Origin of the sequence: Streptomyces sp. NBC_01016 (assembly GCF_026341035.1) — a bacterium.
GTDB lineage: Bacteria > Actinomycetota > Actinomycetes > Streptomycetales > Streptomycetaceae > Streptomyces.
Window position 1 is genome coordinate 119,463 of record NZ_JAPEOQ010000002.1, and the last position, 23,752, is coordinate 143,214.

The window sequence follows — 23,752 nt, forward strand, 5'->3', positions numbered from 1 at the left end:
CCCGCTCATCCCTTCATTCCGGACGTCGACGCGCCCTCGATCAGCAGCCGTTGGAACGCGATGAAGAAGGCGATCACCGGGAGGAGCGAGAGGACCGACATGCCGAGCATCGCCCCGTAGTCCTGGCTGCTCGTCGAGTCGACGAACAGGCGGAGCGCCACCGGCAGCGGGTACTTCTCCGGTGACTGGAGGTAGACGAGCGGTGCGAAGAAGTCGTTCCAGGACCAGATGAAGGTGAAGATCGCCGTGGTGATGAGCGCCGGGCGCAGCAGCGGAAGGACGATGTGGCCGAAGATGCGGAAGTGGCCGCAGCCGTCGATCAGCGCCGCCTCGTCGAGGCTGCGCGGCAGGTTGCGTACGAACTGCACCATCAGGAACACGAAGAACGCGTCCGTGGCGAGGAACTTGCCGAGCAGTAGCGGGACGTAGGTGTCGACCAGGCCCACCTTCTGGAACATCGTGTACTGCGGAATGAGCAGCAGGTGTGTCGGCAGCAGGATCGTGCCGATCATCACCGCGAACATCGCCCCGCGTCCCCGGAACCGCAGCCGGGCGAAGGCGTAGGCCGCGATCGAGCACGACAGTACGTTGCCGATCACCGAACCCACGGCGAGTACAAGGGAGTTGGCGAAGAAGCGCCACGCCGGGACCTCGGCGATCCCGTCGAGCGCCGTGCCGAATCCGCTCCAACTGAGCTGGGACGGGAGGATGTTGAAGCTGGAGATGATCTCGTCGGCGGGCTTCACGGAGGCCGTGAACACCCAGACCACGGGATAGAGGAGGACCAGGAGCAGGGCGATCGCGCCCGCGTGCCAGGTCAGGGAGCGGGTCCGCAGTGTCCGAAGGGCCGCATTCGGCGTCGTCGTAGCCATCGTCACTTCTCCTCGCCCGCGTAGTGGACCCAGCGGCCCGAAGTCTTGAAGAGCACCGCGGTGATCACGCCGACGACCAGGAGCAGCACCCAGGTCAGGGCCGCCGCGTAGCCCATCCGGAAGTCGTTGAAGCCGAGTTCGTACAGGTACATCGAGTAGACGTGGGTGGAGCCCGCGGGCCCGCCTGTGCCGTTGGAGAGCACGAACGCCGAGTTGAACATCTGGAAGGCGTGCACCATCTCGAGGACCAGGTTGAAGAAGATCACCGGGGACAGCATGGGGACCGTCACCGAGAGGAAGCGGCGCCAGGGGCCCGCCCCGTCGATCTCCGCCGCCTCGAACAGCTCCTTCGGTATCTGCTGGAGCGCCGCCAGGAAGATGACCATCGGCGCGCCGAACTGCCAGACCGACAGCGCGACCAGGGACATCAGCGACCAGTCGGGGTTGGAGATCCAGCCGCCCGTGTGGATCCCGAAGGTGCCGAGGAACTGGTCGACGACGCTGCCGGTGGAGAACAGCAGCCGCCACACGATGGCCGCGCCGACGCTCGCCCCGATCAGGGACGGCATGTAGAAGGCGGCCCGGTAGAAGTTGCGGCCCTTGCGCCGGGTGTGGAGGAGCAGGGCGACACCGAGCGCGGCGATCAGCTTCAGCGGCGTCGCCACCACTACGTAGAGCAGCGTCACGCCGACGGTGTCCCGGACCTCGGGGTCGTCGAACAGGATGCGCTTGTAGTTGTCGAGGCCGATCCAGCGCGGCGAGTCGAACAGGTTGTAGTCCGTGAACGACATGTAGAGCGAGAACAGCATCGGCCCGACCGTCAGCACGGCCGCGCCGATCATCCACGGCGTGAGGAAGACGTACGCGGAGCGGTCGTTCGTGCCCCGGCGGCGGCGCTTGGCGGGGCTGGTCGAGGGGGAGTCGCCGCGGCGTGCGCGGGGTATCGCGGCGTCGGTCGTCGTCGTAGAGGCCATGAGGGCTCCGTACGTTTGCGGGGAGGGGAGGCGAAGGCGGCCGTGCGTCAGGCGAGGGTGACCTTGGACTGGTCGAAGTAGAGGTCCACGGCCTGGTCCACGGAGATGCGGTCGTAGAAGAGCTTCTCGGCGACGCGCTGCAGATAGACGTTGAGCGAGGCCCCGCCGTCGGCCGGGGGCGGCGGGGTCGACGCGAGCGTCTTCTCGACCTGCTTCTCGTACGTCTGGACCTGGCGCACCTTCGGGTCGCTGAGATCGGCGGCGCCCTCCTGGCTCGTCGTGGGCGGCATGCCGATGTTGGTGCCGAGGATCTTGCCCACGCGCCGGTCGTTGATCAGGAAGTTGATGAACTGCGCGGCCTCGCTGAGGTACGGGCTCTTCGCTGCGGCCCCCAGGAACATGCCCGGCTTGGAGTAGATGCCGGACTTGCTGGTGTCGCTCGGCACATAGCCGAGGCTGAGCTTGCTGCCGCGCATGTCGCTGCGGCCGCCGACCTGGTTGTCCCACTCCAGGTTGGAGGCGACGCGGCGGGTGGTGATGGGGTAGCCGGGCAGCGACTCCAGGACGACGTCGGGCCCGCCGAGCGCGCCCTCCTTGCGCCACTCGTTGACCTTGGTGAAGTAGCGGCGCATGTCGTCGGGGGAGAAGCCGAGTTCGCCGTTCTCCGTCCACATCTGGAGGCCCTGCTGCCGCATCCAGATCTCGACGCCCAGATAGTTCTGGCCGGGGTTGTCCATGCCGAACTGCTTGTATCTGCCGTACTTGGTCACCTTCAGGGACTGCTCCATGAAGGTGTCCCAGTCCATCCGCTTCGTCGGCGGGCGGGCCCCCGCCTTGGCCCAGAACTCGGCGTCGTAGTGCAGCGCGACGCTGTTGTGGGAGAGCGGCAGGCCGACGCGGCGGTCGTTCACCAGGCCCGCCGTGCGCACCGACTCGACCACGGTCGAGGTGTCGATCTCCTTGCCGGAGCCGGCGAGGTCGTTCAGGTCGGCGAGTACGCCGTGCTCGCCGAGGGTGCGGATCCAGGCGTAGTCGACGTGCATCACGTCGGGCGGGTTGCCGCCCGCGGCGGCGGTGCTGAGCTTCGGCCAGAAGGAGTCGAAGGCGGCGAAGCTCGACTTCACCTTGATCTTGGGATGTTCTCGCTCGAAGACGGCTATGCACTTGTTGATCAGGTCGGCCCTGCCGCTGTCGCCCCAGAAGAAATAGCGCAGTGTCACGCTGCCGCCGGCGCCGACGGACCGCGAGGGTCCGCCGCAGGCGGTGAGCGCGGCACCGAGGCCGGAGGCGAGCAGGGCGGACAGGGTGGTGCGACGGGAGGGGGCGGCACTGCCCATAGGGGGCCTCCACGAGCGGCTCGGCGGTGGGCGCTGTCGAGGGAGGACGTTTGCATGCGCTCGCAGGCCGGTCAATGGGTTGCGCAGCGATTCCCGGAACCAGAAATTCCCACCAACTCCCTTCACCGCACGCCCTCTTGACGAACTCTGCGAGCGCTCGCAGAATGCCGGGACAACTTCAGCCCCAATTCCAGCCCCGCCGGCGTTTGAGGCGCGGGGTCCGGGGCGGAGCCCCGTGGCGTAGGACCGGTCGACCGGTCGAGTCCGTGGTTCTCGGCGTCGCGGCCACGTACGACACCTGCAGTACCCCGGAGGGACTCGTACGCCCAGGGGAGGGTGGTTGCCTCGGTCCACCGGATGCGGTGGTTGTCGGTGGTGGCGCCTACCGTTGACCCATGGTTTTTCGACGGCGCGTGTGGCGCGAGCGGATACGCGGGTGGCCGCGACGGTGGGTAGCCGTCGCGGCGGCCCTTGTCGTGCTCGCGGGGGCGGGTACGTGGACGGGACTCTCGGCGGCCGCGGACTCCGGCTCCGGCGGGGCATCCGCCGTGCACCGGCAGGACCGGATGATGCCGATGGGCGGCGGGGTGCGCATCGACACCTCGTACTTCACCGCGGGTGACCCGTCCCACAAGCGCCCCGCGGTGCTGCTCACGCACGGCTTCGGCGGCAGCAAGGCCGACGTCCGCGCCGAGGCGGAGAAGCTCGCCGCCCACGGGTACGCGGTCATGACCTGGTCGTCCCGCGGCTTCGGCCGATCCGGCGGCAAGATCGGCCTGAACGATCCGAAGCACGAGGTGGCCGACGTCTCACGCATGATCGACTGGCTCGCCAAGCGCCCCGAGGTGGAGCTCGACAAGCCGGGCGATCCGCGCGTCGGCGTCTCCGGGGCCTCGTACGGAGGCGCGGTCTCGCTGCTCGCGGCGGGCCACGACAAGCGGGTCGACGCGATCGCCCCGCAGATCACGTACTGGAACCTCGCGGACGCGCTGTTCCCCGACGGCGTCTTCAAGAAGCTGTGGGCGGGCGCCTTCTTCACCTCCGGTTCCGCGCCGGTGGGCACGCGCACCAGTGAGGCCGGGCTCGCCTGCGGCCGCTTCGAGGAAAAGCTGTGCGACATGTACAAGCGCGTCGCCGTCGCCGGGAAGCCGGACGCCGCGGCGCGCAAGCTCCTGGAGGAGCGCAGCCCCGTCGCCGTCGGCGACCGCATCAAGGTCCCCACGTTCATCGCCCAGGGCCAGACGGACTCCCTCTTCCCCCTCGGGCAGGCCGACGAGATCGCGCGCCACGTCAAGGCGAACGGCGCGCCGGTCCAGGTCGACTGGCTGAACGGCGGGCACGACGGCGGCGACATGGAGCTCGACCGGCTGCACGCGCGCGTGACGTCCTGGTTCGACCGCTACCTGAAGGACGAGAACGTCGACACGGGCCCCGCGTTCCGCGTCACCCGCACCGGCGGCGTCGACTCCACGGACGGCGCGGCCACACTGCGCGGCGCGAGCGGCGACATGTACCCGGGCCTGCGCGGCGAGCGGCGCACGGCGGTGCCGCTGAAGTCGGCCACCGAGACCTTCCAGAACCCGCCGGGCGGCGGACCGCCGTCGATCTCCTCGGTGCCGGGCCTCGGCAAGGTGTCGAACCTGTCGTCCTCGCTCGGCGTCGGCTTCTCCCTCGAGTACCCCGGCCAGTTCGCGCGCTTCGACTCGGCGCCGCTGAAGAAGTCGCTGCGCGTCACCGGCTCCCCGACGGTCACCGCGCACGTGAAGTCCTCCACCGGCACCGCCGTGCTGTTCGCGAAGGTGTACGACTCCGGGCCCGACGGGACGCGTCAGGTGCTGCCCTCGCAGCTGGTGACGCCGGTCAAGGTGACCGGCGCGGACGGCGCGGGCAAGGACGTGAAGATCACGCTCCCGGCCATCGACCACGAGGTGCAGAAGGGCCACAAGCTGCGGCTCGTGCTCTCCGCGACCGACCTCGGCTTCGCGTCGCCGAACGAGCCCGCGACGTACCAGGTCTCCGTGCACGACAGCCTGAGCGTGCCCTCCGCCCCCGACGTGAAGACGGCGCCCACCCCGCTGCCCGCATGGGTGTGGTGGCTGCCGGCCGGGGCGCTCGCCGTCGCGGCGGGGCTGCTCCTCACGGCCCGGCGGCGCACGTCGGCGCCAGCGCCCGACCCGGCGCTCGCCGAGGTCCCGCTCCAGATCACGGACCTCAGTAAGAAGTACGCGGGCTCCACTGACCGGTACGCGGTGCGCGACCTGTCCTTCCGCGTCGAACAGGGCCAGGTCCTCGGCCTGCTCGGGCCGAACGGTGCGGGCAAGACCACGACCCTGCGCATGCTCATGGGCCTCATCCGGCCCGACCAGGGCGAGATCCGGGTCTTCGGCCACGCGATCAGGCCGGGCTCCCCGGTGCTCTCCAGGGTCGGCGCGTTCGTCGAGGGCGCCGGCTTCCTGCCGCACCTCTCCGGCCGGGAGAACCTGGAGCTGTACTGGAAGGCGACCGGCCGCCCGGCCGCGGACGCGCACCTCGACGAGGCCCTGGAGATCGCCGGCCTCGGCGACGCCCTCGCCCGCTCCGTGCGCACGTACTCGCAGGGCATGCGCCAGCGCCTCGCGATCGCCCAGGCCATGCTCGGCCTCCCGGACCTGCTCATCCTCGACGAGCCGACGAACGGGCTCGACCCGCCGCAGATCCGCGAGATGCGCGAGGTGATGATCCGCTACGCGCGCGCAGGACGCACGGTCATCGTCTCCAGCCACCTCCTCGCCGAGGTCGAGCAGACCTGCACGCACCTCGTGGTGATGGACCGCGGCCGGCTCGTCCAGGCGGGCCCCGTCGCGGACATCGTCGGCTCCGGCGACACGCTGCTCGTCGGCGTCGCGGGCGAGGTCTCCGACGCGCTCGTGGAGAAGGTCGGCGGCCTCGCGGGCGTGGAATCGGTGGTGCGGGTCGACGACGGCCTGCTGGTCCGCCTCACCCCGGAACCCGGCCTCGAACCGGACCCGACCACCGGGTCCGACCCGGCCGCCCGGCTGGTCGCGGAGCTGGTGCGGCTCGACGTACCGGTGCGCTCCCTCGGCCCGCACCGGCGCCTCGAGGACGCGTTCCTGACCCTGATCGGAGGGGCATCGGCATGACGACGACCGGAGTCGAGACCGGGGCGCGCGACGTGCCCGAACTCGCCCACGGCTACCGGCCGGGCCGCACGCTCCCGCTGCGCGTGGAGCTCGTCCGCCAGGTGAAGCGGCGGCGCACGCTGGTGATGGGCGCGGTCCTGGCCCTGCTCCCGTTCGTGCTTGTCGCCGCGTTCGCGATCGGCGGGGAACCGGGCGGCGGCGGGGGAGGCGACGGCGGCCAGCGCGTGAACCTGATGGACACGGCCACCGCGTCCGCGGCGAACTTCGCGGCGGTCAGCCTGTTCGTGTCCGCCGGATTCCTGCTGGTCGTCCCGGTGGCCCTGTTCTTCGGCGACACCGTCGCGTCCGAGGCGAGCTGGTCGAGCCTGCGCTATCTGCTGGCCGCTCCGGTGCCGCGGGCCCGCCTGCTGTGGTCCAAGCTGGCCGTCGCGTTCGGGCTCAGCCTCGCCGCGATGCTGCTGCTCCCGCTGGTCGCGCTCGGCGTCGGCGCGGTGGCGTACGGCTGGGGACCGCTGGACATCCCGACCGGCGGCGCGCTACCGGCGGGCACGGCGGTGCAGCGCCTGCTGGCCGTGGTCGCGTTCATCTTCGTGTCCCAACTGGTCACGGCGGGGCTCGCGTTCTGGCTGTCGACCAAGACGGACAACCCGCTGGGCGCGGTCGGCGGCGCGGTCTTCCTGACCATCGTCGGCAACGTCCTGGACGCGGTCACCGCGCTCGGCGACTGGCGCGACTTCCTGCCCGCGCACTGGCAGTTCGCCTGGGCGGACGCGATCCAGGCGCAGCCCGAATGGGGCGGGATGATCCAGGGGGCGTCGGTTTCGGTGGCGTACGCGGTGGTGCTGTTCGCGCTGGCGTTCCGGGGGTTCGCGCGTAAGGACGTGGTGTCGTAGGGGCGGCGCGGTGCGGTGGGGACTGTGACGTAGAACCACGACCAAGTCGTAGTCCTACGTCACAGAACCCTCAGTCCCGACCCGACCCGACCCGACCCGACCCGACCGGACCGGACCAGGCCCCCACTCAGCGGATCTGCCGCCCCGAGATCGCTCGTGCGATCACGAGGCGCTGGATCTCGCTCGTGCCCTCGAAGATCGTGTAGATCTTCGCGTCCCGGTACATCCGCTCCACCGGGTGTTCGCGGCTGTACCCGGCCCCGCCGAGGACCTGGATGGCCTTCTCGCTGGCCGCGACGGCCAGTTCGCCCGCGCGCAGCTTGGACATCGAGCCCTGGCCCGCGTCGAAGACCTTGTCGTTGCGGGCCATCCAGGACGCCTGCCAGATGAGGAGGCGGCACGCCTCGATCTCCGTGCGCAGGTCGGCGAGGGCGAACGCGATCGCCTGGTTCTCGATGATGGGGCGGCCGAACGCCTCGCGCTCGCCCGCGTAGTCGAGCGCGTACTCGTACGCGGCGCGCGCGATGCCGAGCGCCTGCGCGCCCACCGTCGGCCGGCTGACCTCGAAGGTCGACATCGCGGCCTGGCCACGGGAGCGCGACGTCCCCTCGCGGGCCCGAGCGAGCCGCGCGTCCAGCCGGTCGCGACCGCCGAGCAGGCAGTGGCCGGGGACGCGGACGTCGTCGAGGAAGACGTCGGCCGTGTGGGAGGCGCGCAGGCCCAACTTCTTTATCTTCTTGGCGCCTTCGAGGCCCGGCGTGCCCGGCGGCACGATGAACGCCGCCTGTCCGCGCGAGCCGAGCTCCGGGTCGACGGAGGCGACGACGACGTGCACGTTCGCGATGCCGCCATTGGTGATCCATGCCTTCTGGCCGGACAGGACCCACTCGTCCTTCGCCTCGTCGTAGCGGGCGCGCGTGCGCATCGCCGCGACGTCCGAACCCGCCTGCGGCTCCGAGACGCAGAACGCCGCGACCTTGGGGTCGTCCTCGTCGCCGTAGCACTGCGGCACCCACTCGGCGAGCTGGTCGGGCGTGCCGGAGGAGAAGATCCCGGCGACCGCGAGCGAGGTGCCGAAGAGGGCCATGCCGATGCCGGCGTCGCCCCAGAACAGCTCCTCGTTGGCGATCTGCAACGAGATGCCGCTCGGGTCGCCGAACATCTCGGCGAGGGACTCGAAGCCGTAGAGGCCGATCTTGGCAGCCTCCTGGATCACCGGCCAGGGCGTCTCCTCGCGCTCGTCCCATTCGGCGGCCGCGGGGCGGACGACGTCGGCGGCGAAGCCGTGCACCCAGTCCCGCAGGTCGCGCTGTTCCTCGCCCAGTTCAAGAGAGAAGGCCATGGTGGACCGAACTCCTTTCCCTCACGCCTTGGGGATGTCGAAGTAGCGGGTCAGGCCGGAGGCGAGTGCGACGTCGCCCGCGATCTTGACCTTGCGCATCATGAACATCGTGACGGGCGAGGAGTTGCCCGAGACCAGCTTGAGGAAGTCGGCGTCGCCCATGATCAGCGTGACGCGCGGCTCGGCCTCCGAGCGGCCCTCGGAGACCGTGCAGGTGCCACCGGAGATCTTGGTTTCGTAGACCGCTTCCGGGACTTCGTCCTGGCCGGTCACCTTCCAGCGGATCAGGGCTTCGAGGGACCCGGCGACGTCCGGCTTGAACTGCCGCTCCATGCGCCCGAAGACCTCCTTGAGGACGCGGGTGCGCAGCTCCTCGTCCCGCGCGATCCGGCCGATCTCCTTCGCGGACAGCCCCTTCACGATCCGCGCGAACTCCTCGGGCGTGACGCTCGCGAAGTCGAGCGCCGCGATCTCCTCGGCACCGCTCATGGGCCCACTCTCCTTCTTGCTTACGGCGACCTTACCGCTTAGTAAGTTTACTGATTGGTAAGGTTACGGCGACGTAGATAGGCTGACAAGAGTGACGGGCACATCGGGAGCGGCTCAAGGGCGTACGGCGGCGCGCAGGAAGCGCATGCCGCGCCAGATGCGCGAGCAGCAGATCATTGACGTCGGCGTGCGGGTCTTCGCCAAGCGTGGCTATCACGCGGCGTCCGTGGACGAGATCGCCGAACTCGCCGGAATCTCCAAGCCGATGGTGTATCTGTACCTGGATTCCAAGGAGGGGCTGTTCCTGGCTTGTCTGCGGCGGGAGGCCGAGCGGCTCGTCGCCGCGTTCCAGGAGGCCGCGCGGGGTGCGGGGGCCGCGCCCGAACTGCGGCTGCACGCCGGGCTCTCGGCGTTCTTCGCGTTCGTCGCCGAGCACCGCGACAGCTGGGTCGTGCTGCACCGGCAGGCCTCCGAGTTGAGCGTGGCGATCGCCGCGGCCGTGGCCGACGCGCGGCGCGCGATCATGGCCGAGGTGGCCGGGCTCATCAGGGACGGCATTTCGGACAGTGGCCGGGGCTCTCAACTGGGCGACGAGGACGCCGACTTCGTCGCGCACGCCCTCGTGGGCGCCGCCGACTCGCTCACCGACTGGATGGAGCACCATCCGGGCCAGTCCCCGGAGGGCATCACGCTGCGTCTGATGAACATGGTGTGGGTGGGGATGCGGGACGTGCTCGACGGTGAGGTCTGGGTGCCGTAGCCGCCTCAGTCGTCTTGGCCGGTGGATCGCCGGCGGTGGTCGCGGATTCGTGCGCGACCATTGAATTTTTCTTACGCGTAGGTAAGTTGACTCACCAGTAAGTACGAGTCGGGCAGCCGCGCACACGGGAGCCGTCATGGGCGTACGTAAGGATCTGAAGCGGGCAGGCGCCCGTCGCGACCTGGCCGATCGCGTCAAGGTCGAACTGGTCAGGGGCGAGAACGGGGCCGTGCGCGAGGCGCGCGTCGCGGCGCTCGCCGAGCCGCCGAAGGACGGGTCCACGCCCGCCGACATCCCGTATCTGAACGCCGAGGACGAGCCGAACGCCGTCGTCGTACGGCGCAAGGAAGCGGGGGAGTGGCGGCCGGTCACCGCCGCCGCGTTCGCCCGTGAAGTCACCGCCACCGCCAAGGGGTTGATCGCGGCGGGGCTCGAACCGGGCGGCCGCGTCGCCCTGATGTCGCGCACCCGCTACGAGTGGCAGGTGCTGGACTTCGCGATCTGGGCCGCCGGCGGGCAGACCGTGCCCGTCTACGCGACGTCCTCGCCCGGGCAGATCGAGTGGATCGTGCGGGACTCCGGCGCGACGATGCTGATCGTCGAGACGCCGGAGAACGCCGTCGCGGCCGGTGAGGCCGTCGCCGAAATACCCGAGGCCGACCGCCCCGGCATCCGGCAAATTGATGCAGGTGCCGTGCTCGAACTCGCCGCCCTGGGCGCCGACGTGGCCGACGAGGAGGTCGCCAAGCGGCGGGCCGCGCTCACCCCCGACACCATCGCGACCGTCTGCTACACCTCCGGCACCACCGGCCGGCCCAAGGGCTGCGTCCTCACGCACGGCAACCTGTACGCCGAGGCCGCGAACACCGTCGAGCTGCTCCACCCGATCTTCAAGGCGATCACCGGACAGTCCGCGTCGACCTTGTTGTTCCTGCCGCTCGCGCACATCCTGGGGCGGACGATCCAGGTGGCGTGCATGCTCGCCCGGATCGAGCTCGGGCACTGCCCGAGCATCAAGCCCGACGAGCTGCGGCCCGAACTGCGCTCGTTCCGGCCGACGTTCGTGGTCGGCGTGCCGTATCTCTTCGAGAAGATCCACGACACCGGGCGCGCGACGGCGGAGAAGCTCGGGCGCGGCTCGTCCTTCGACCGCGCCGACCGGATCGCGGTGCGCTACGCCGAGGCGCATCTGGAGCGGTTCCTGAACGGAGGCAAGGGTCCCGGGCCCGGTCTGACCCTCGCCGCCGGGCTCTACGACCTGCTCGTCTACCGGCGCGTGCGCAAGGAACTCGGCGGCCGGCTCCGGTACGCGATCAGCGGCGGCTCGCCGCTGGACCGCAATCTGAATCTGTTCTTCTACGCCGCCGGGGTCATGATCTACGAGGGCTACGGCCTCACCGAGACCACGGCCGCCGCCACGATCACCCCGCCGCTGCGGCCCCGCCCCGGCACCGTGGGCCTGCCCGTGCCCGGCAGCGCCGTCCGGATCGCGGACGACGGCGAGGTGCTCATCAAGGGCGGCATCGTCTTCGGCGCGTACTGGAACAACCAGGCCGCGACCGATCAAGTCCTGGACGGGGACGGGTGGTTCGCGACCGGCGACCTCGGAGAGCTGGACGACGACGGCTATCTGAGCATCACCGGGCGCAAGAAGGACATCCTCGTCACCAGCGGCGGCAAGAACGTCTCGCCCGCCGTCCTTGAGGACCGGCTGCGCAGCCGCTCGCCCGTCGGCCAGTGCATCGTCGTCGGCGACAACCGCTCCTACATCGGCGCCGTGATCACCCTCGAGCCGGAGTCCGTCGCGCACTGGCTGGGTGTCCGCAAGATGCCCGCCGACACCCCGATGTCCGAGGTGATCGGCGACCCCCGCATCGTCGCGGACGTCCAGAAGGCCGTCGACTACGCCAACGAGGCCGTCTCGCGCGCCGAGTCGATCCGTAAGTTCACGCTGGTGGAGGGCGAGTTCAGTGAGGAGAACGGGCTCCTCACGCCCTCTCTGAAGATCAAGCGGACCGCCGTCATGGCCGCGTACGAGCGCGAGATTGGGGAGCTCTACGGCGACTGAGGCCGCGACCACGGTGTAATCGGGTCCTGGCTGTCGGGACGTGACGGTGGGGATGTGACTCTCGGGACATGACTGTGGGGGCTCCGTTGCGGAGCCCCCACGGTGAACCGCCAGATCAGCGTTCGGTGTTGACGTTGTACAGCTTGCGCGACCAGACGTAGCCGACGACGGTGATCGCGGCGCACCAGGCGAGCGAGATCCACCCGTCGTTCCCGATCGCGGAACCGGTGAGCAGCCCGCGCAGCGTCTCGATCATCGGCGTGAACGGCTGGTTCTCGGCGAACCAGCGCAGGCCCGGCGCCATCGACTCGGCCGGCACGAACGCGGAGCCGAGGAACGGCAGGAACTGGATGAGCAGCGGCTTGTTGCTCGCCGACTCGACCGTCTTGGACTTGAGGCCGAGCGCCGCCGCGAGCCAGGTGATCGCGAACGTGATCGCGACGAGCAGCCCCGCGGCGGCCAGCCACTCGACCGGGTTCGCGTTCGGCCGGAAGCCGAGTGCGATGGCCACGGCCACGACCAGCACCAGGCTCACCGTCGTCGTGAGGACGCTGCCGATGACATGGCCCGTCATGAACGACGAGCGCGTGATGTTCATGGTGCGGAAGCGGTTGATGATGCCCTCGGTCATGTCCTGGCAGACCGCGATCGAGGTCGACATGGCCCCGGAGGCAACCCCCATGACCACGATCCCGGGCGTCAGATACTCCAGATACGCGTCCCGGCCCGCGCCCCCCGACATCGAGTCCCCGAAGGCGAACACGAAGAGCACCAGCATCAGGATCGGCATCATGGACGCGCCGAGCGAGACCATGGGATAGCGCAGGGCGTGCTTGATGTTGCGCCGCGTCATCGTCATCGAGTCGTGCACGGCGTACGTGAGGGTGCTCATCGCAGGGTCTCCTTGACGTGGAGCGGGTTGGCGTCGGTGCCGTCGCCGGTCAGGGCGAGGAACACGTCGTCGAGGTCGGGGGTGTGCACGGAGAAGTCGGCGGCCTGCACACCGGTGGCGTCCAGCCGGTCGAACAGGGAGCGCAGCGCGGCGAGGTCGCCGTCGCCCGCGATCCGCAGCGCGAGCTCCTGGTCGTCGCGGGCCGAACCGGGGAAGGCCTCGGCCGCCCGCTCGTACTCGGCCCAGTCGTTGAACCGCAGCCGTACGTGGCTGCCGGGGATCTGCGCCTTGAGCTCGTCGGCGGTGCCCTCGGCGACGATCCGGCCACCGTCGAGCACGGCGATCCGGTCGGCCAACTGGTCGGCCTCTTCGAGGTATTGCGTGGTCAGGAAGACGGTGACGCCGCCGGCGACCAGGTTCCGCACGGTCTCCCACATGGTGCGGCGGCTGCGCGGGTCGAGCCCGGTCGTCGGCTCGTCGAGGAAGATGATCTGCGGGTCGCCGACGAGCGTCATGGCGAGGTCGAGGCGGCGCCGCATGCCACCGGAGAAGGTGGCCGCGCGGTTCCCTGCGACATCCGCGATGCCGAAGCGCTCGAGCAGCTCCTTCGCCCGTTTCCTGCCCTCGCGCTTGCCGAGCCGCAGCAGGTCGGCCATGAGGAGCAGGTTCTCCTCTGCGGTGAGCATGTTGTCGAGCGCGGCGAACTGCCCGGTGACCCCGATCGCGGCGCGGACGCCGTCCGGCGCTCCGGCGACGTCGTGCCCGGCCACCTGCGCCTGGCCGCCGTCCGCGTCGACGAGCGTGGACAGGATCCGCACGGTCGTCGTCTTCCCGGCCCCGTTCGGCCCGAGCAGGGCGAAGACCGAACCGGCGGGGATGCTCAGGTCGATGCCGTCGAGCACGGTCTTGTCGCCGTAGGACTTGCGCAGGCCGACGGTGGAGACGGCGAGCGGGACCCGTCCGGTCCCACTGCGGGTGGATGTGGACATGACAGATGAAGGCATGGGGCCCTCCGGTGTGAGGGTGCGGGGTGATGGGTGCCGGCGAAGGTGCCGCCGGTGAAGGTGCCGGCGCCGGTGAAGTGCCGGGAAGCGTAAGGGTGTTGTGTCCGTGCGCCGCTCAGTGCTTGGCGCGGCGGATGTCGATGTTGCCCCACTTGGTGCGGGCGCGGACCTTGACGGAGTCCTCGGACTCCGCGGGCGCCTCGGAGGCGGTGAGGGTGTTGCGGACCTGGCCGTTGTCGGCGTTCGCGTCGAGCCAGGCGGCGGTGCCCTCGCGGATGCCGACCTCGATGGCGCCGAAGCTGGTCTCCAACTGGACGGTGCCGCGGGCGACATCGGCCACGCGCAGGGCGCCGTGGGCGGTGGTGGCGGCGACCGAGCCCTCGGCGCGCCCGATCTCGATGTCGCCGTGGGCGCCGTTCACCCGCAGCTCACCGGTCACGGCGTCGATCATCGTGGTGCCGTACGAGTTCTTCAGGACGGCGTGACCGTCGATGACACCGACCCGCAGGCTGCTGGAGCTGGTGGTGATCTCGGCCATGCCTTCGACCCGGTCCACATGGACCGAGCCGTGCGCCGTCTTGAGGTCCAGCGGCCCCGTGGTGTCGAGGCGGACATCGCCGCCCGAGGTCTTCACGCGGACCTTGCCGAGCCGGCCCTCGCCGAGCACCTGGGTCCAGGAGCCGGTCAGTTCGACGGACGAGCCGGTCGGAAGCTCGACCGTCACGTGCACGCCCCCGCTCGGGCCGATCATGCGGCGCTCCTTCGTCCGCACGGTGAGCACACCGCCCGCGAACGAGACCTCGGTCTGCTCGGCGGCCCGCACGTCCTTGTCCCGCTTCGGGTTGCTGGGCGTCACCTCGACGACGGTGTCGGGGCGCTCGCTCGCGGTGAACTGGATGGAACCGGCGCCCACATGGGCGTTGACCGAAATCGCTTCGGGGGTCTCGTAAGTAGGCATGGCTGTCCCGTCCTCCTGGCTCGTTGGGGCGTCCCCGCTGATGGGACGTGGTGCGCCGTTCTCCTGGCGGTGGTGCGGGTGGGGCGGGGGCGCGGCTAGCGCACCCACCCCGTGAAGCTCTGTCCGACGGTGCGGCTCTTCTCTGTCGTACGGGGCCCGGCGCCGCCGTCGACCGCGCCGGACACCGCGCGCACCAGCCACGCGTTGACCGAGAGGCCCTCCCGGCTCGCAGCCTCCTCGGCGCGGGCCTTGAGGTGGGCGGGCAGGCGCAGGTTGACGCGGGCGGTGCCGCCCTCGTCGGTCTCGGGTACGGGCGGCGCGGCCGGAGCTTGAAGGGGCTCGGCGGGCGCTGCCGGGGTGTCGCGCGGCTGTGGTGTCACCACGAACTCGGGGTCGAGCCCCCGCAGCCGTACGTCGACCGAACCGGGCGCCAGGTCGCGGGTGATCTCGTCCATGGCGGCGGAGAGGACGTTGAGCATCGTGAGCCGGGTGGCCGACTCCAGCGGAGCGGTGAGCCGCTCCGCCAGTTCGCGTGCTTCGTCCCCACCGGCTTCGGCGGCCACCGCGAGCTCGCGGTGCAGGGTGTCGACGTAGGGCGTGAGGTCCATGACGTCATAGTGGCACCACTATGGCGCCACGCGCAAGCCCTTTGGCTCAGAGTGGCACCATGTGGCATCACGTGGCGCCATGCTGTGTCACGCGGTGCCAGTGTGCGGACTGTGCGCAGGATGCAGGTGAGGTGCGTGTGGATCAAGTGACCGTCGCGTGTGAACTGGGTGCATGGTGAACCGTTTTCGCCAGGGGTGCGTAGCCAACCAGTGACACGTTTATGCCGCACTTCTGAGGAACTTCATGACGCGCAGATGGGCGCTTATCAGCACGATCGCCGTATTGACCGCCGCGCTGGTCTTCGTCGGCGTCCAACTGGTGCGCGGCCAGGACTCCGGAAACGAGAAGGCCGAGGCGAAACCGGCCGCGTCGCCCAGCCCGAGCAAGGAAGCCGAATCGCTGGACGGCCTCGGATGGTGGCCGCTGCACCGGTCCGGCACTGCGAAGGTCGGTGAGCACGATGCCGTGTTCAACGGCGGCGTGACCTGGGCAGAAGGCCCCGAGGGTGGTGCCCTGCGGCTGAACGGCACCAGCGGATACGCCAGTACCAACACCAGCCTCGACACCGCGGGCAAGGACTACTCGGTCGCCGCGCGCGTGCGCCTCACCGAGCAGAACCTGAAGGGCATGCACACCGCGCTCTCGCAGGAGGGCGACAAGAACAGCGCGTTCTTCCTCCAGTACTCCGGCCAGGACCAGAATTTCGCCTTCAGTTTCCCCGGCGCACGTACCGTCGCGGAGTCGTCGGAGGAGCCCAAGGCCGACCGCTGGTACCACCTGACCGGCACGTACAGTCAGAAGGACCACCGGATGCGGATCTATGTGGACGGCAAGCTCGCTGGAACCAGGGTTGCTTCCAGCAGCGTCAAGCCCACGGGCAGCGTGATGATCGGCCGCGGCAAGTTCGGCGGAAAGGCCACCGACTACTGGAACGGTGACATCGCCGACGTGCATGTCTACGACCGCGAGTTGACATCCCGTGAGGTGAGCACGCTCTCCTCTCACGAACCGGGCTGACCGGCGCCGACGCGCCGAACATCACCGCCGCCGCGGGCCGCCGGGCGCCACACGTGCGCACGGCGGCCTTCGGCGGTGCCTGTCGGTCCGCACCCGGCGGAACCCGTCTTCCCCCACAGAAGATCCGGAGAGGAAAGGCCCTTGTCGGCCAGTGCTTCGCCCGAAGACCGGATACCCGGCCCCCGTGCCGCGGACCTCCAACCCGACGAGTTCCTCAGAGCGCTCTACGAATTCCACGGAACCGCGCTCCTGCAGTTCGCCGCGCGGCGACTGGAGGGCGACTGGCACCGCGCCGAGGACATCCTTCAGGAAGTCGCCATACGCGCCTGGCGGCATGCCGCGGAACTCGACCCGACCGCGGACTCGGCGCGGCCCTGGCTGTTCACCGCGCTGCGCAACCTCGTCATCGACGGCCACCGCGCCCGCCAGGCCAGACCGCCGGAGACCGGCGACCCCGAGCTTGCCCACCTGCCGGTGTCCGACAACGTGGACCACATCCTCACCACCCAGGTCCTCGTCGAGGCGCTGGGCGACCTGCGGCCGTCCCAGCGCGAGGTCCTGCTGCACGTCCACTACCTCGGACGCACCGTCAACCAGACGGCCAAGGTGCTCGGCGTGCCGCCCGGCACCGTCAAGTCCCGCACGTACTACGCCGCGCGTGCCATGCGCGAGGCGCTGAACAGGCGTGGGCTGTACGCGCACGGCGCGGTGGACAGCGAGGCGGCGTGACACTCAGAGGGCCAGTCGTCCAGCGTGGCCGGTGATCTTCAGGCCGAGCGGTCCGGTGTCGAGCGAGCCGTCCGCGCCGATGCGCCAGCGCCACCCCGTGGGCGCCTCGCCGAGCACGAGGAGGGCGTCCCCGCGGCGCAGGCCGGAGAGCACCCCGTCCCGGCGCGGGAGTTGAGTGGCGTCCACGACGAACAGGTGGGGCACCTCGCCCTGCACGGCGATCCGGCTGCTGCCCTCGATCAGTCGGAACACCTGCGTGACGTCGGCCGAACCGGCAGCGGGCACACCCGCGTTCGCCGACGCCGCCGCACTGGCGAAGGCCTCCTCCAGGCTGGCCGCGCTGTGCAGCCGCGAGCTGCGCGTCTCGTCGCCGGTGAGGAGTCGGCCGTCGGCCAGCGAGCCCACCAGCGTGACCTGCGCGAGCGCCCCCACGGGACCGGCGAGCGCCTCGAGGACGAGGGCCCGCACCATGCGGTGCACCTCGGCGTCCGGGCCCGTCACCGAGATGGGGCCCGCCGCGCGGGAGAGGTCGACGAGCACCCGGTCGGGGCCGTCGAGGCCCACCGTCACCGTCAGCGCGTACGGCAGGGCGGGCTCGCCGTCGGGGCCCGGCCGGTGCAGATCGTCGGGCGAGATCGTCCAGCGCTCGCCGTCCTCCTCGGCCGCCCAGGGCGCGGGCGCGTCCTGCTGGGCGCCGGCGAGCAGCAGCCCGAGCCGCTTCTCCGAGTAGACGACGGCGTACAGATCGGGCAGCGACCGGCCGGAGCGCAGGCATTCGCCCGTCAGCCGGCGCAGGCCCGCGTCGACGACGTCGAGCGCGGCGCGGCTCGTGACGGCGGCCGAGGCCTTGACGGGCTTCGGCGGTCGGCCCCGCAGCTCCGTGACGATCAGCACCGTCACCGCCGCGATCAGCGCAAGACCCAGCACCGCGGCCAGGACGTACCAGATCATCCACTGACTCCTTGTCACAAAACGGGAGCGGCACGGTCGCTGCGCCGTGCACCCGATGGCCACTACGGGGCCGGCCTGCGGATGGTTCACAGGAAAGTTCCGTGAACCGTCCGCCGACCGGCCCCGTAGTCACGTCAGTGGTACGGGAGCCGTCGACCGCGGCTGCCCACGCCCCCATTCACCCTGGCTGGAGGACGTTTTCGTGTCGTTGATGTTGACCGTGGTCGAGGCGGGTGGTGACGCGTTCGACGTCCACCTCGACGCCGACCCCGACACGCCCATGAGCGCTGTCGCGGAGGCGCTGGCCGGGGCGGGAGGCGTCCACCGGCCCCCGGAGGGCCTCGGCCTGTACGCCGACGACCGGCTGCTGCCCGGGGACCTGCGGCTGCGGGACGCGCCGCTCCAGCACGCCTCCATCGTGGGCCTGGGCCGCCCGGCCGGCACCGCGGCCGCCGAACCGGACGGCCTGGTGGAGGTCCGTGCGGTCGGCGGTCCCGGAGCGGGCGCCGTGCACCGGATCGACATGGGGGAGTACCGGATCGGCCTCGGCCACGACGGCTCCGCCCAGGTCCTGCGCGCCGTCCCCGACCTGCCGTCCGCCGTGCTCACGGTCGGCCCCGGCGGACGCTGCCGGATCGCGCCCGACGCGTCCGTGCCGGGCGACGGCTCGCTCCAGCTGGACCGCGAGAAGGTCACCGAGGCGGTGGCCTGGCCCGTCGGCGCGCAACTCCTCGTCGGCGGCGCCCTGTTGGAGCTCGCGCTCCCGCAGAAGCCGGACGCCGCCGTGCAGGCGTCCGAGGACGGCACCGGCTGGGACTACAACCGGCCACCGCGGCTGCACCCCGCCGAGCGCGCCACCCGCTTCACCCTGCCGTCGCCGCCCGCACCGCTCGCCGCCCGGCCGCTCCCGTGGATCACCGCCGCGGCCCCGATCGTGATGGCCGTCGTGGGTGCGCTGGTCCTCAACCGCACGTCGATGCTGCTGTTCGGGCTGCTGTCCCCGGTCGTGGTCGTCGGCAACTACGTGATGAGCCGCCGCAGCGGCCGCCAGTCCCACTCCGACAGCGTCGCCGAGTTCGAGGAGAAGAAGGCGCGCATCGAGGGCGACGCGAACGAGGCCCTCACGGCCGAACGCACCGCCCGGCGCCGCGGCTTCCCGGACCCGGCCGAGGTCGTCCTCACCGCCGTGGGCCCCCGGCGCCGCCTCTGGGAGCGCCGCGCCACCGACGCCGACTTCCTCGAACTGCGCGTCGGCACCGCCGACATGGACTCCGACGTCGTGCTCCACGACCCGACGAAGGACGAGCACCGCCGCCAGGACCCGTGGACCGCCTACGACGTCCCCGTGACGGTGCCGCTGCGCGAGCACCACGTCCTCGGCATCGCGGGCCAGGGCCCGGGCGCACGCTCCGTGGCCCGCTGGGCCATCGCCCAGGCCGCCGTCCTGCACAGCCCCCGCGACCTCCAGATCCACCTGCTGACCACCGGCGAACAGGGCCGCGACGGCTGGTCCTGGCTGCGCTGGCTGCCGCACGTCCGCAAGAAGTCGGGCGACACCCCGGCCTCCATCGGCTACGGCACCGAGAGCTGCGCCCTCCGCGTCGCCGAACTCACCGCGCTGATCGCCGAACGCGCCACGGCGACGGCGGCCGAACGGCGCGGCAAGCCCGCGGGACCCGACGTGCTCGTCGTCCTCGACGGCGCCCGCAGGCTGCGCTCGCTGCCCGGCGTGACGCAGATCCTGCGCGAGGGCCCGGCCGTCGGCGTCCGCGCGGTCTGCCTCGACGCCGAGGAGCGGCTGCTGCCCGAGGAGTGCCTCGCCGTCGTCGCCGAGGAGCCCGGCGGCACCATCCGGGTGGGCCGCTCCGGCCGTGGCACCGTCACCGGCGTCCGGCCCGACCTGGTCTCCGCCGACTACTGCCGTTCGCTGGCCCGTGCGATGGGCCCGCTGCGCGACCCGGGCGGCGGCGACGAGGAGGCCGCCGTGCTGCCCGCCTCCGCGCGGCTGCTCGACGTCCTCGCCCTCGACCCGCCGCAGGCCGCCGGCATCCGGGGGCGCTGGCTCGCCGGCGGCCGCTCGACCCGCGCGGCGGTCGGCGTCTCCCTCGACGGCCCGTTCCACCTGGACCTGAAGCGCGACGGCCCGCACGGCCTCGTCGCGGGCACCACGGGTTCCGGCAAGTCCGAACTCCTCCAGACCATCGTCGCGTCCCTCGCCGTGGCGAACCGCCCCGACGCGATGACCTTCGTACTGGTCGACTACAAGGGCGGCTCCGCGTTCAAGGACTGCGTGGACCTGCCGCACACCGTCGGCATGGTCACCGACCTCGACGCCCACCTCGTCGAGCGGGCCCTGGTGTCGCTGACGGCCGAACTCACCCGGCGCGAGCACATCCTCGCCGCGGCGGGCGCCAAGGACATCGAGGACTACATCGACCTCCTGGAGCGCGAACCCGGGTCGGGCCGCGACCCGATGCCCCGACTCCTCATCGTCATCGACGAGTTCGCCTCGATGGTCCGCGACCTGCCCGACTTCGTGAAGGGCCTGGTCAACATCGCCCAGCGGGGCCGTTCGCTGGGCATCCACCTGATCCTCGCGACCCAGCGCCCCAGCGGCGTCGTCTCCTCCGAGATCCGCGCCAACACCAACCTGCGTATCGCCCTGCGCGTCACCGACTCCGGCGAGAGCCAGGACGTCATCAACTCCGGTGAGGCCGCCGGGATTTCGCAGAGCAACCCGGGCCGCGCCTACGTCCGCCTCGGCCAGAACTCCCTCGTCCCGTTCCAGTCCGGACGCGTCGGAGGCCGTCGCCCCGGCGCCTCCACGATCTCCCTGCCCGCTCCCTGGGCAGTGGCGGTCGGCTGGGAACACCTCGGCGAGCCGCTCCCGGCGCGCCCCCGCGCCGCCGCCGCGCCCGCCGAGGTCGAGACCGACCTCACCGGGCTCGTCACGGCGATCCGCGCGGCCGACCGGGAGATGGGCATCCCCCGGCAGCACAGCCCCTGGCTCCCTCCGCTGCCCGAGGTCCTCGTCACCCGCGACCTCCCGGCCCCCGCCCCCTCGCACTACGACCTCCAGCCCGTCCCGTACGGCGTCGTGGACCTGCCCGCCCAGCAGGCCAGGCAGCCGCTGGTCATCGACCCGGCGACCCTCGGCCACCTGCACATCGTCGGCTCGCCGCGCCAGGGCAGGTCGCAGGCGCTGCGCACCATCGCCGGTGCCATGGCGCTCGCCCACTCCGCCGACAAGCTGCACATGTACGGCATCGACTGCGGCAACGGCGCGCTGCTGCCCATCGAGGGCCTGCCGCACTGCGGTGCCATCACCCAGCGCACCCAGCCCGACCGCGTCGCCCGGCTGCTGGCCCGCCTCACTAAGGAGCTGACCCGCCGCCAGGAAATGCTCGCCGCGCGCGGCAGCGCCGACCTGCCGGAGCTCCGCCGCGCGCTGCCGGAGGCCGAACGCCCGCCGCACATCGTGCTGTTCATCGACCGCTGGGAGGTCTTCGACAAGCAGCTCGGCGAGTACGACTCCGGGAACCTGCTGACCTCCGTCATGAACCTGCTCCGGGACGGCGCGAGCGTCGGCATCCACCTGCTGATGACCGGTGACCGTGCGCTGTTCTCCAGCCGGGTCAACGGCTCCACCGAGGACAAGCTCGTCCTCAAGCTGAACGAGAAGTCCGAGTACGGGCAGATCGGCATCACCCAGCGCAACGTGCCGGACGAGATCCCGCCGGGCCGCGCCTTCCGCGCCGCCGACAAGGCGGAGGTGCAGATCGCGCTCCTCACGGACAACCCGGAGGGCCAGGCGCAGGCGGGGGCGCTCCACCAGATCGCCGAACACTGCCGGGCGCAGTCGTCTCAACTCCCGGCTGCGACACGCCCGTTCCGTGTCGACACTCTGCCCGACCGGCTCACCTGGGAACAGGCGATCCAGTACGTGCCGCGCCCGCTGCCGTCGCCGCGGTGGGCCATGTCCGGGGTCGGCGGCGACGAACTCGCCGCGGTGGGCCCCGACTTCTCCGTCACGCCGACGTTCATGGTCTCCGGGCCCGCCCGCTCGGGACGCAGCACGGTCCTGTCGACGCTGGCGATGTCGCTGCTCTCGGTCGGCGCGCCCCTCGTCATCGGCGCGCCCTCCAGGTCACCGCTGCGCCGGCTCGCCGGGCGGCCCGGCGTCCTCGCGGTCTACGAGGAGTCCGACATCGACCCCATGGCGCTCGAGCAGGTGCTCGCGTCCGCGCCGAAGGGCGCCGTGGTGATCCTGGACGACGCCGACCTGCTGCTGAAGACGAAGGCCGAGCCCGTCCTCACCCAGATCGCCAAGTCCGGCGCGGAGAACGGCCGCGGCCTGGTGATCGCGGGCCAGACCGACCGCCTCTCCTCCGGCTTCTCCGGCTGGCACACGGAGGCCCGCCGCAACCGCTGCGGCCTGCTCCTGAAGCCGCAGAACATGAGCGACGGCGACCTGATCGGCGTCAAGATCCCCCGCAGCCGCCTGAACGCACCCACCGCCGGGCGGGCGATGCTGCATCTGGGGGACGGGGTGCTGCGGACGGTGCAGGTGCCGGAGACGGTGTTGCCGGCGGCCGAGGGCTGAGGCCCTGCGGCAGGTACGACAGAGGGCCCCGCCGATGAGTTCGGCGGGGCCCTCTGCGGTGTGCGAACCGGGTTCGTTACGGCGCGATCCGCCACCGTTGCACTTCGTCCTCGTGCACGGTGATCCACGTTCCGTCGCCGAGGGCCTTGGCGTCCGGGCCGTCCGGGAACGGGTACCGAATTCGCTGACGAGCGGTCAGGTCCGCCGTGTCGAGCAGGAAATGCTCGGTCTCCTCGGACCACCATTCCTCGCCCACGGCGGCGATGGCGCGGGACGCGTCGACGAATCCGGAGTCGCCCGTGATGTACGACTCCTCAGCCGTCCGCAGGCCTTCCGGGCGCACCTCGGACTCGACCTGCGTAGTCCCGTCGGGGAGGACACCGCGCAGTTGCAGCCAACTGCCGCCGACATCCTGCACCAGCACTCTGTCGTCCTGCGTGGCCGTCACGCGCGCCAAGCCCGATGCGAGTTCCGTGAGGTGCAGGCGGTCGTCCGCGACGTCCACCTTCCAGGAGTGGGCACTGTCCTGGCCCTGCCCCGCGGACAGGAAGAAGGCCGAGACCCGGGCGAAGGGCGCGTCCAAGGTGTAGGAGGCGGAGAACGACGGGAGCGGCGCCTCGTCGAGCACCTTCCCGGTGGCCGATTCGAGGAGGACGCAGCGGTCACCCGGATATTCCCCGGTGCTTCCCGGAGTTCCCGGAACGACGGCGAGCAGCCGCTGCCCGTCCGGGGTCTCCGCACAGGCCCCGCTGCCGATCGGGCCACCGCCCCAGGGGAAGTGCCTGAAGCTCCATTCCACGGCGCCGTCGCGCGAGTGGTACGACACCGAGTCCTGCCGGGACACCGCGACGCCGCCCCTGGTCGGTGTCACGTAGGCGCCCTCGTAGAGATCCGTCAGCGGGACGTGGAGGACGTCGTCGCAGAAGAGCCGCGGCTCGGCGGACGAGCGCAGGGTCCTGACGGACACCAGCTCCGGCGAGCGGGTCACCAGTCGCAGTGTCCCGTCCCGGAACTGCCGGCCGTCGAATTCTCCCCAGGCCTCCGTGATTCCTTCGACGGTCTCCCGACCGACGAGTTGAGGGGCGATCTCCTCGGGCATCTGTGCTTCCCGTTC

18 protein-coding genes are annotated in these 23,752 nt (G+C 71.0%); 7 read left to right on the forward strand and 11 right to left on the reverse strand.

What is annotated here, in order from left to right; translation table 11 throughout:
* Nucleotides 1-5: 5 nt before the first annotated feature.
* The 3 genes from OG746_RS27330 to OG746_RS27340 are packed head-to-tail and all read right to left on the reverse strand — an operon-like array spanning nt 6 to nt 3,183.
* Nucleotides 6-872, reverse strand: coding sequence for a carbohydrate ABC transporter permease (locus OG746_RS27330; protein ID WP_266719433.1), 867 nt, complete (start codon nt 870-872; stop codon nt 6-8).
* 2 nt (nt 873-874) lie between these two features.
* Entirely contained in the window at nt 875-1,846 is a 972-nt protein-coding gene (locus OG746_RS27335) for a carbohydrate ABC transporter permease (protein ID WP_266719435.1), read from the reverse strand.
* A 47-nt stretch (nt 1,847-1,893) separates the two neighbouring features.
* Nucleotides 1,894-3,183 (reverse strand): ABC transporter substrate-binding protein, encoded by a 1,290-nt coding sequence (locus OG746_RS27340; RefSeq protein WP_266719437.1) that lies wholly within the window; start codon nt 3,181-3,183, stop codon nt 1,894-1,896.
* Nucleotides 3,184-3,578: 395 nt separating this feature from the next.
* On the opposite strand from OG746_RS27340, the gene OG746_RS27345 reads away from it, so the two are divergent.
* Nucleotides 3,579-6,323 carry an alpha/beta fold hydrolase gene (locus OG746_RS27345; protein WP_266719439.1) on the forward strand — a complete coding sequence of 915 codons (2,745 nt, stop codon included), beginning with the start codon at nt 3,579-3,581 and terminating at the stop codon, nt 6,321-6,323.
* Entirely contained in the window at nt 6,320-7,216 is an 897-nt protein-coding gene (locus OG746_RS27350; protein ID WP_266719441.1) for an ABC transporter permease, read from the forward strand. Before OG746_RS27345 ends, OG746_RS27350 begins: the two co-directional genes overlap by 4 nt.
* 127 nt (nt 7,217-7,343) lie before the next feature.
* Here OG746_RS27350 and OG746_RS27355 read toward each other — a convergent pair whose 3' ends face one another.
* Complete coding sequence (locus tag OG746_RS27355) at nt 7,344-8,558, reverse strand: acyl-CoA dehydrogenase family protein (RefSeq protein WP_266719443.1); 1,215 nt, start codon at nt 8,556-8,558, stop codon at nt 7,344-7,346.
* 21 nt (nt 8,559-8,579) lie between these two features.
* On the reverse strand, nt 8,580-9,047 hold the full coding sequence (locus OG746_RS27360; protein ID WP_266719445.1) for an SCP2 sterol-binding domain-containing protein: 468 nt from the start codon (nt 9,045-9,047) through the stop codon (nt 8,580-8,582).
* Nucleotides 9,048-9,192: 145 nt separating this feature from the next.
* Between OG746_RS27360 and OG746_RS27365 the strand changes: the two genes are divergently transcribed.
* A complete protein-coding gene (locus OG746_RS27365) occupies nt 9,193-9,807 on the forward strand; it encodes a TetR/AcrR family transcriptional regulator (RefSeq protein WP_266725457.1) in 615 nt (204 codons plus the stop codon).
* A 136-nt stretch (nt 9,808-9,943) separates the two neighbouring features.
* On the forward strand, nt 9,944-11,875 hold the full coding sequence (locus OG746_RS27370) for an AMP-dependent synthetase/ligase (RefSeq protein WP_266719447.1): 1,932 nt from the start codon (nt 9,944-9,946) through the stop codon (nt 11,873-11,875).
* 115 nt (nt 11,876-11,990) lie between these two features.
* On the opposite strand, the gene OG746_RS27375 is transcribed toward OG746_RS27370, so the two are convergent.
* The 4 genes from OG746_RS27375 to OG746_RS27390 form a co-directional block, all read right to left on the reverse strand.
* Entirely contained in the window at nt 11,991-12,767 is a 777-nt protein-coding gene (locus OG746_RS27375) for an ABC transporter permease (RefSeq protein WP_266719449.1), read from the reverse strand.
* On the reverse strand, nt 12,764-13,756 hold the full coding sequence (locus OG746_RS27380) for an efflux ABC transporter ATPase subunit, DrrA-related (RefSeq protein ID WP_524540480.1): 993 nt from the start codon (nt 13,754-13,756) through the stop codon (nt 12,764-12,766). The genes OG746_RS27375 and OG746_RS27380 overlap by 4 nt, the downstream gene beginning before the upstream one ends.
* Before the next feature lie 130 nt (nt 13,757-13,886).
* Nucleotides 13,887-14,729, reverse strand: a complete 843-nt coding sequence (locus OG746_RS27385) for a DUF4097 family beta strand repeat-containing protein (RefSeq protein ID WP_266719453.1) — start codon at nt 14,727-14,729, stop codon at nt 13,887-13,889.
* Between the two features lie 95 nt (nt 14,730-14,824).
* A complete protein-coding gene (locus OG746_RS27390) occupies nt 14,825-15,337 on the reverse strand; it encodes a toxin-antitoxin system HicB family antitoxin (RefSeq protein ID WP_266719455.1) in 513 nt (170 codons plus the stop codon).
* A gap of 244 nt (nt 15,338-15,581) precedes the next feature.
* Here OG746_RS27390 and OG746_RS27395 point away from each other — a divergent pair, with 244 nt between their 5' ends.
* Nucleotides 15,582-16,355, forward strand: a complete 774-nt coding sequence (locus OG746_RS27395) for a LamG domain-containing protein (protein ID WP_266719457.1) — start codon at nt 15,582-15,584, stop codon at nt 16,353-16,355.
* A 141-nt stretch (nt 16,356-16,496) separates the two neighbouring features.
* A complete protein-coding gene (locus tag OG746_RS27400; RefSeq protein ID WP_266719459.1) occupies nt 16,497-17,084 on the forward strand; it encodes a sigma-70 family RNA polymerase sigma factor in 588 nt (195 codons plus the stop codon).
* Between the two features lie 3 nt (nt 17,085-17,087).
* On the opposite strand, the gene OG746_RS27405 is transcribed toward OG746_RS27400, so the two are convergent.
* On the reverse strand, nt 17,088-18,035 hold the full coding sequence (locus OG746_RS27405) for a hypothetical protein (protein WP_266719461.1): 948 nt from the start codon (nt 18,033-18,035) through the stop codon (nt 17,088-17,090).
* A gap of 211 nt (nt 18,036-18,246) precedes the next feature.
* Here OG746_RS27405 and OG746_RS27410 point away from each other — a divergent pair, with 211 nt between their 5' ends.
* The gene (locus tag OG746_RS27410; protein ID WP_266725459.1) at nt 18,247-22,638 is read left to right on the forward strand and encodes an FtsK/SpoIIIE domain-containing protein; all 4,392 of its coding nucleotides are present in this window, start codon (nt 18,247-18,249) and stop codon (nt 22,636-22,638) included.
* Nucleotides 22,639-22,714: 76 nt separating this feature from the next.
* Here the strand turns inward: OG746_RS27410 and OG746_RS27415 are convergent, their stop codons facing one another.
* Nucleotides 22,715-23,737, reverse strand: coding sequence for a hypothetical protein (locus OG746_RS27415; RefSeq protein ID WP_266719463.1), 1,023 nt, complete (start codon nt 23,735-23,737; stop codon nt 22,715-22,717).
* Nucleotides 23,738-23,752 lie beyond the last annotated feature (15 nt).

Coding starts and splice junctions, on each gene's coding strand:
- OG746_RS27390 (WP_266719455.1), bottom strand. CDS start 15,337: ATGGACCTCACGCCCTACGTCGACACCCTGCACCGCGAGCTCGCGGTG.
- OG746_RS27380 (WP_524540480.1), bottom strand. CDS start 13,756: ATGTCCACATCCACCCGCAGTGGGACCGGACGGGTCCCGCTCGCCGTC.
- OG746_RS27410 (WP_266725459.1), top strand. CDS start 18,247: ATGTTGACCGTGGTCGAGGCGGGTGGTGACGCGTTCGACGTCCACCTC.
- OG746_RS27365 (WP_266725457.1), top strand. CDS start 9,193: ATGCCGCGCCAGATGCGCGAGCAGCAGATCATTGACGTCGGCGTGCGG.
- OG746_RS27335 (WP_266719435.1), bottom strand. CDS start 1,846: ATGGCCTCTACGACGACGACCGACGCCGCGATACCCCGCGCACGCCGC.
- OG746_RS27395 (WP_266719457.1), top strand. CDS start 15,582: ATGACGCGCAGATGGGCGCTTATCAGCACGATCGCCGTATTGACCGCC.
- OG746_RS27345 (WP_266719439.1), top strand. CDS start 3,579: ATGGTTTTTCGACGGCGCGTGTGGCGCGAGCGGATACGCGGGTGGCCG.
- OG746_RS27385 (WP_266719453.1), bottom strand. CDS start 14,729: ATGCCTACTTACGAGACCCCCGAAGCGATTTCGGTCAACGCCCATGTG.
- OG746_RS27415 (WP_266719463.1), bottom strand. CDS start 23,737: ATGCCCGAGGAGATCGCCCCTCAACTCGTCGGTCGGGAGACCGTCGAA.
- OG746_RS27355 (WP_266719443.1), bottom strand. CDS start 8,558: ATGGCCTTCTCTCTTGAACTGGGCGAGGAACAGCGCGACCTGCGGGAC.
- OG746_RS27370 (WP_266719447.1), top strand. CDS start 9,944: ATGGGCGTACGTAAGGATCTGAAGCGGGCAGGCGCCCGTCGCGACCTG.
- OG746_RS27340 (WP_266719437.1), bottom strand. CDS start 3,183: ATGGGCAGTGCCGCCCCCTCCCGTCGCACCACCCTGTCCGCCCTGCTC.
- OG746_RS27375 (WP_266719449.1), bottom strand. CDS start 12,767: ATGAGCACCCTCACGTACGCCGTGCACGACTCGATGACGATGACGCGG.
- OG746_RS27405 (WP_266719461.1), bottom strand. CDS start 18,035: ATGATCTGGTACGTCCTGGCCGCGGTGCTGGGTCTTGCGCTGATCGCG.
- OG746_RS27330 (WP_266719433.1), bottom strand. CDS start 872: ATGGCTACGACGACGCCGAATGCGGCCCTTCGGACACTGCGGACCCGC.
- OG746_RS27350 (WP_266719441.1), top strand. CDS start 6,320: ATGACGACGACCGGAGTCGAGACCGGGGCGCGCGACGTGCCCGAACTC.
- OG746_RS27360 (WP_266719445.1), bottom strand. CDS start 9,047: ATGAGCGGTGCCGAGGAGATCGCGGCGCTCGACTTCGCGAGCGTCACG.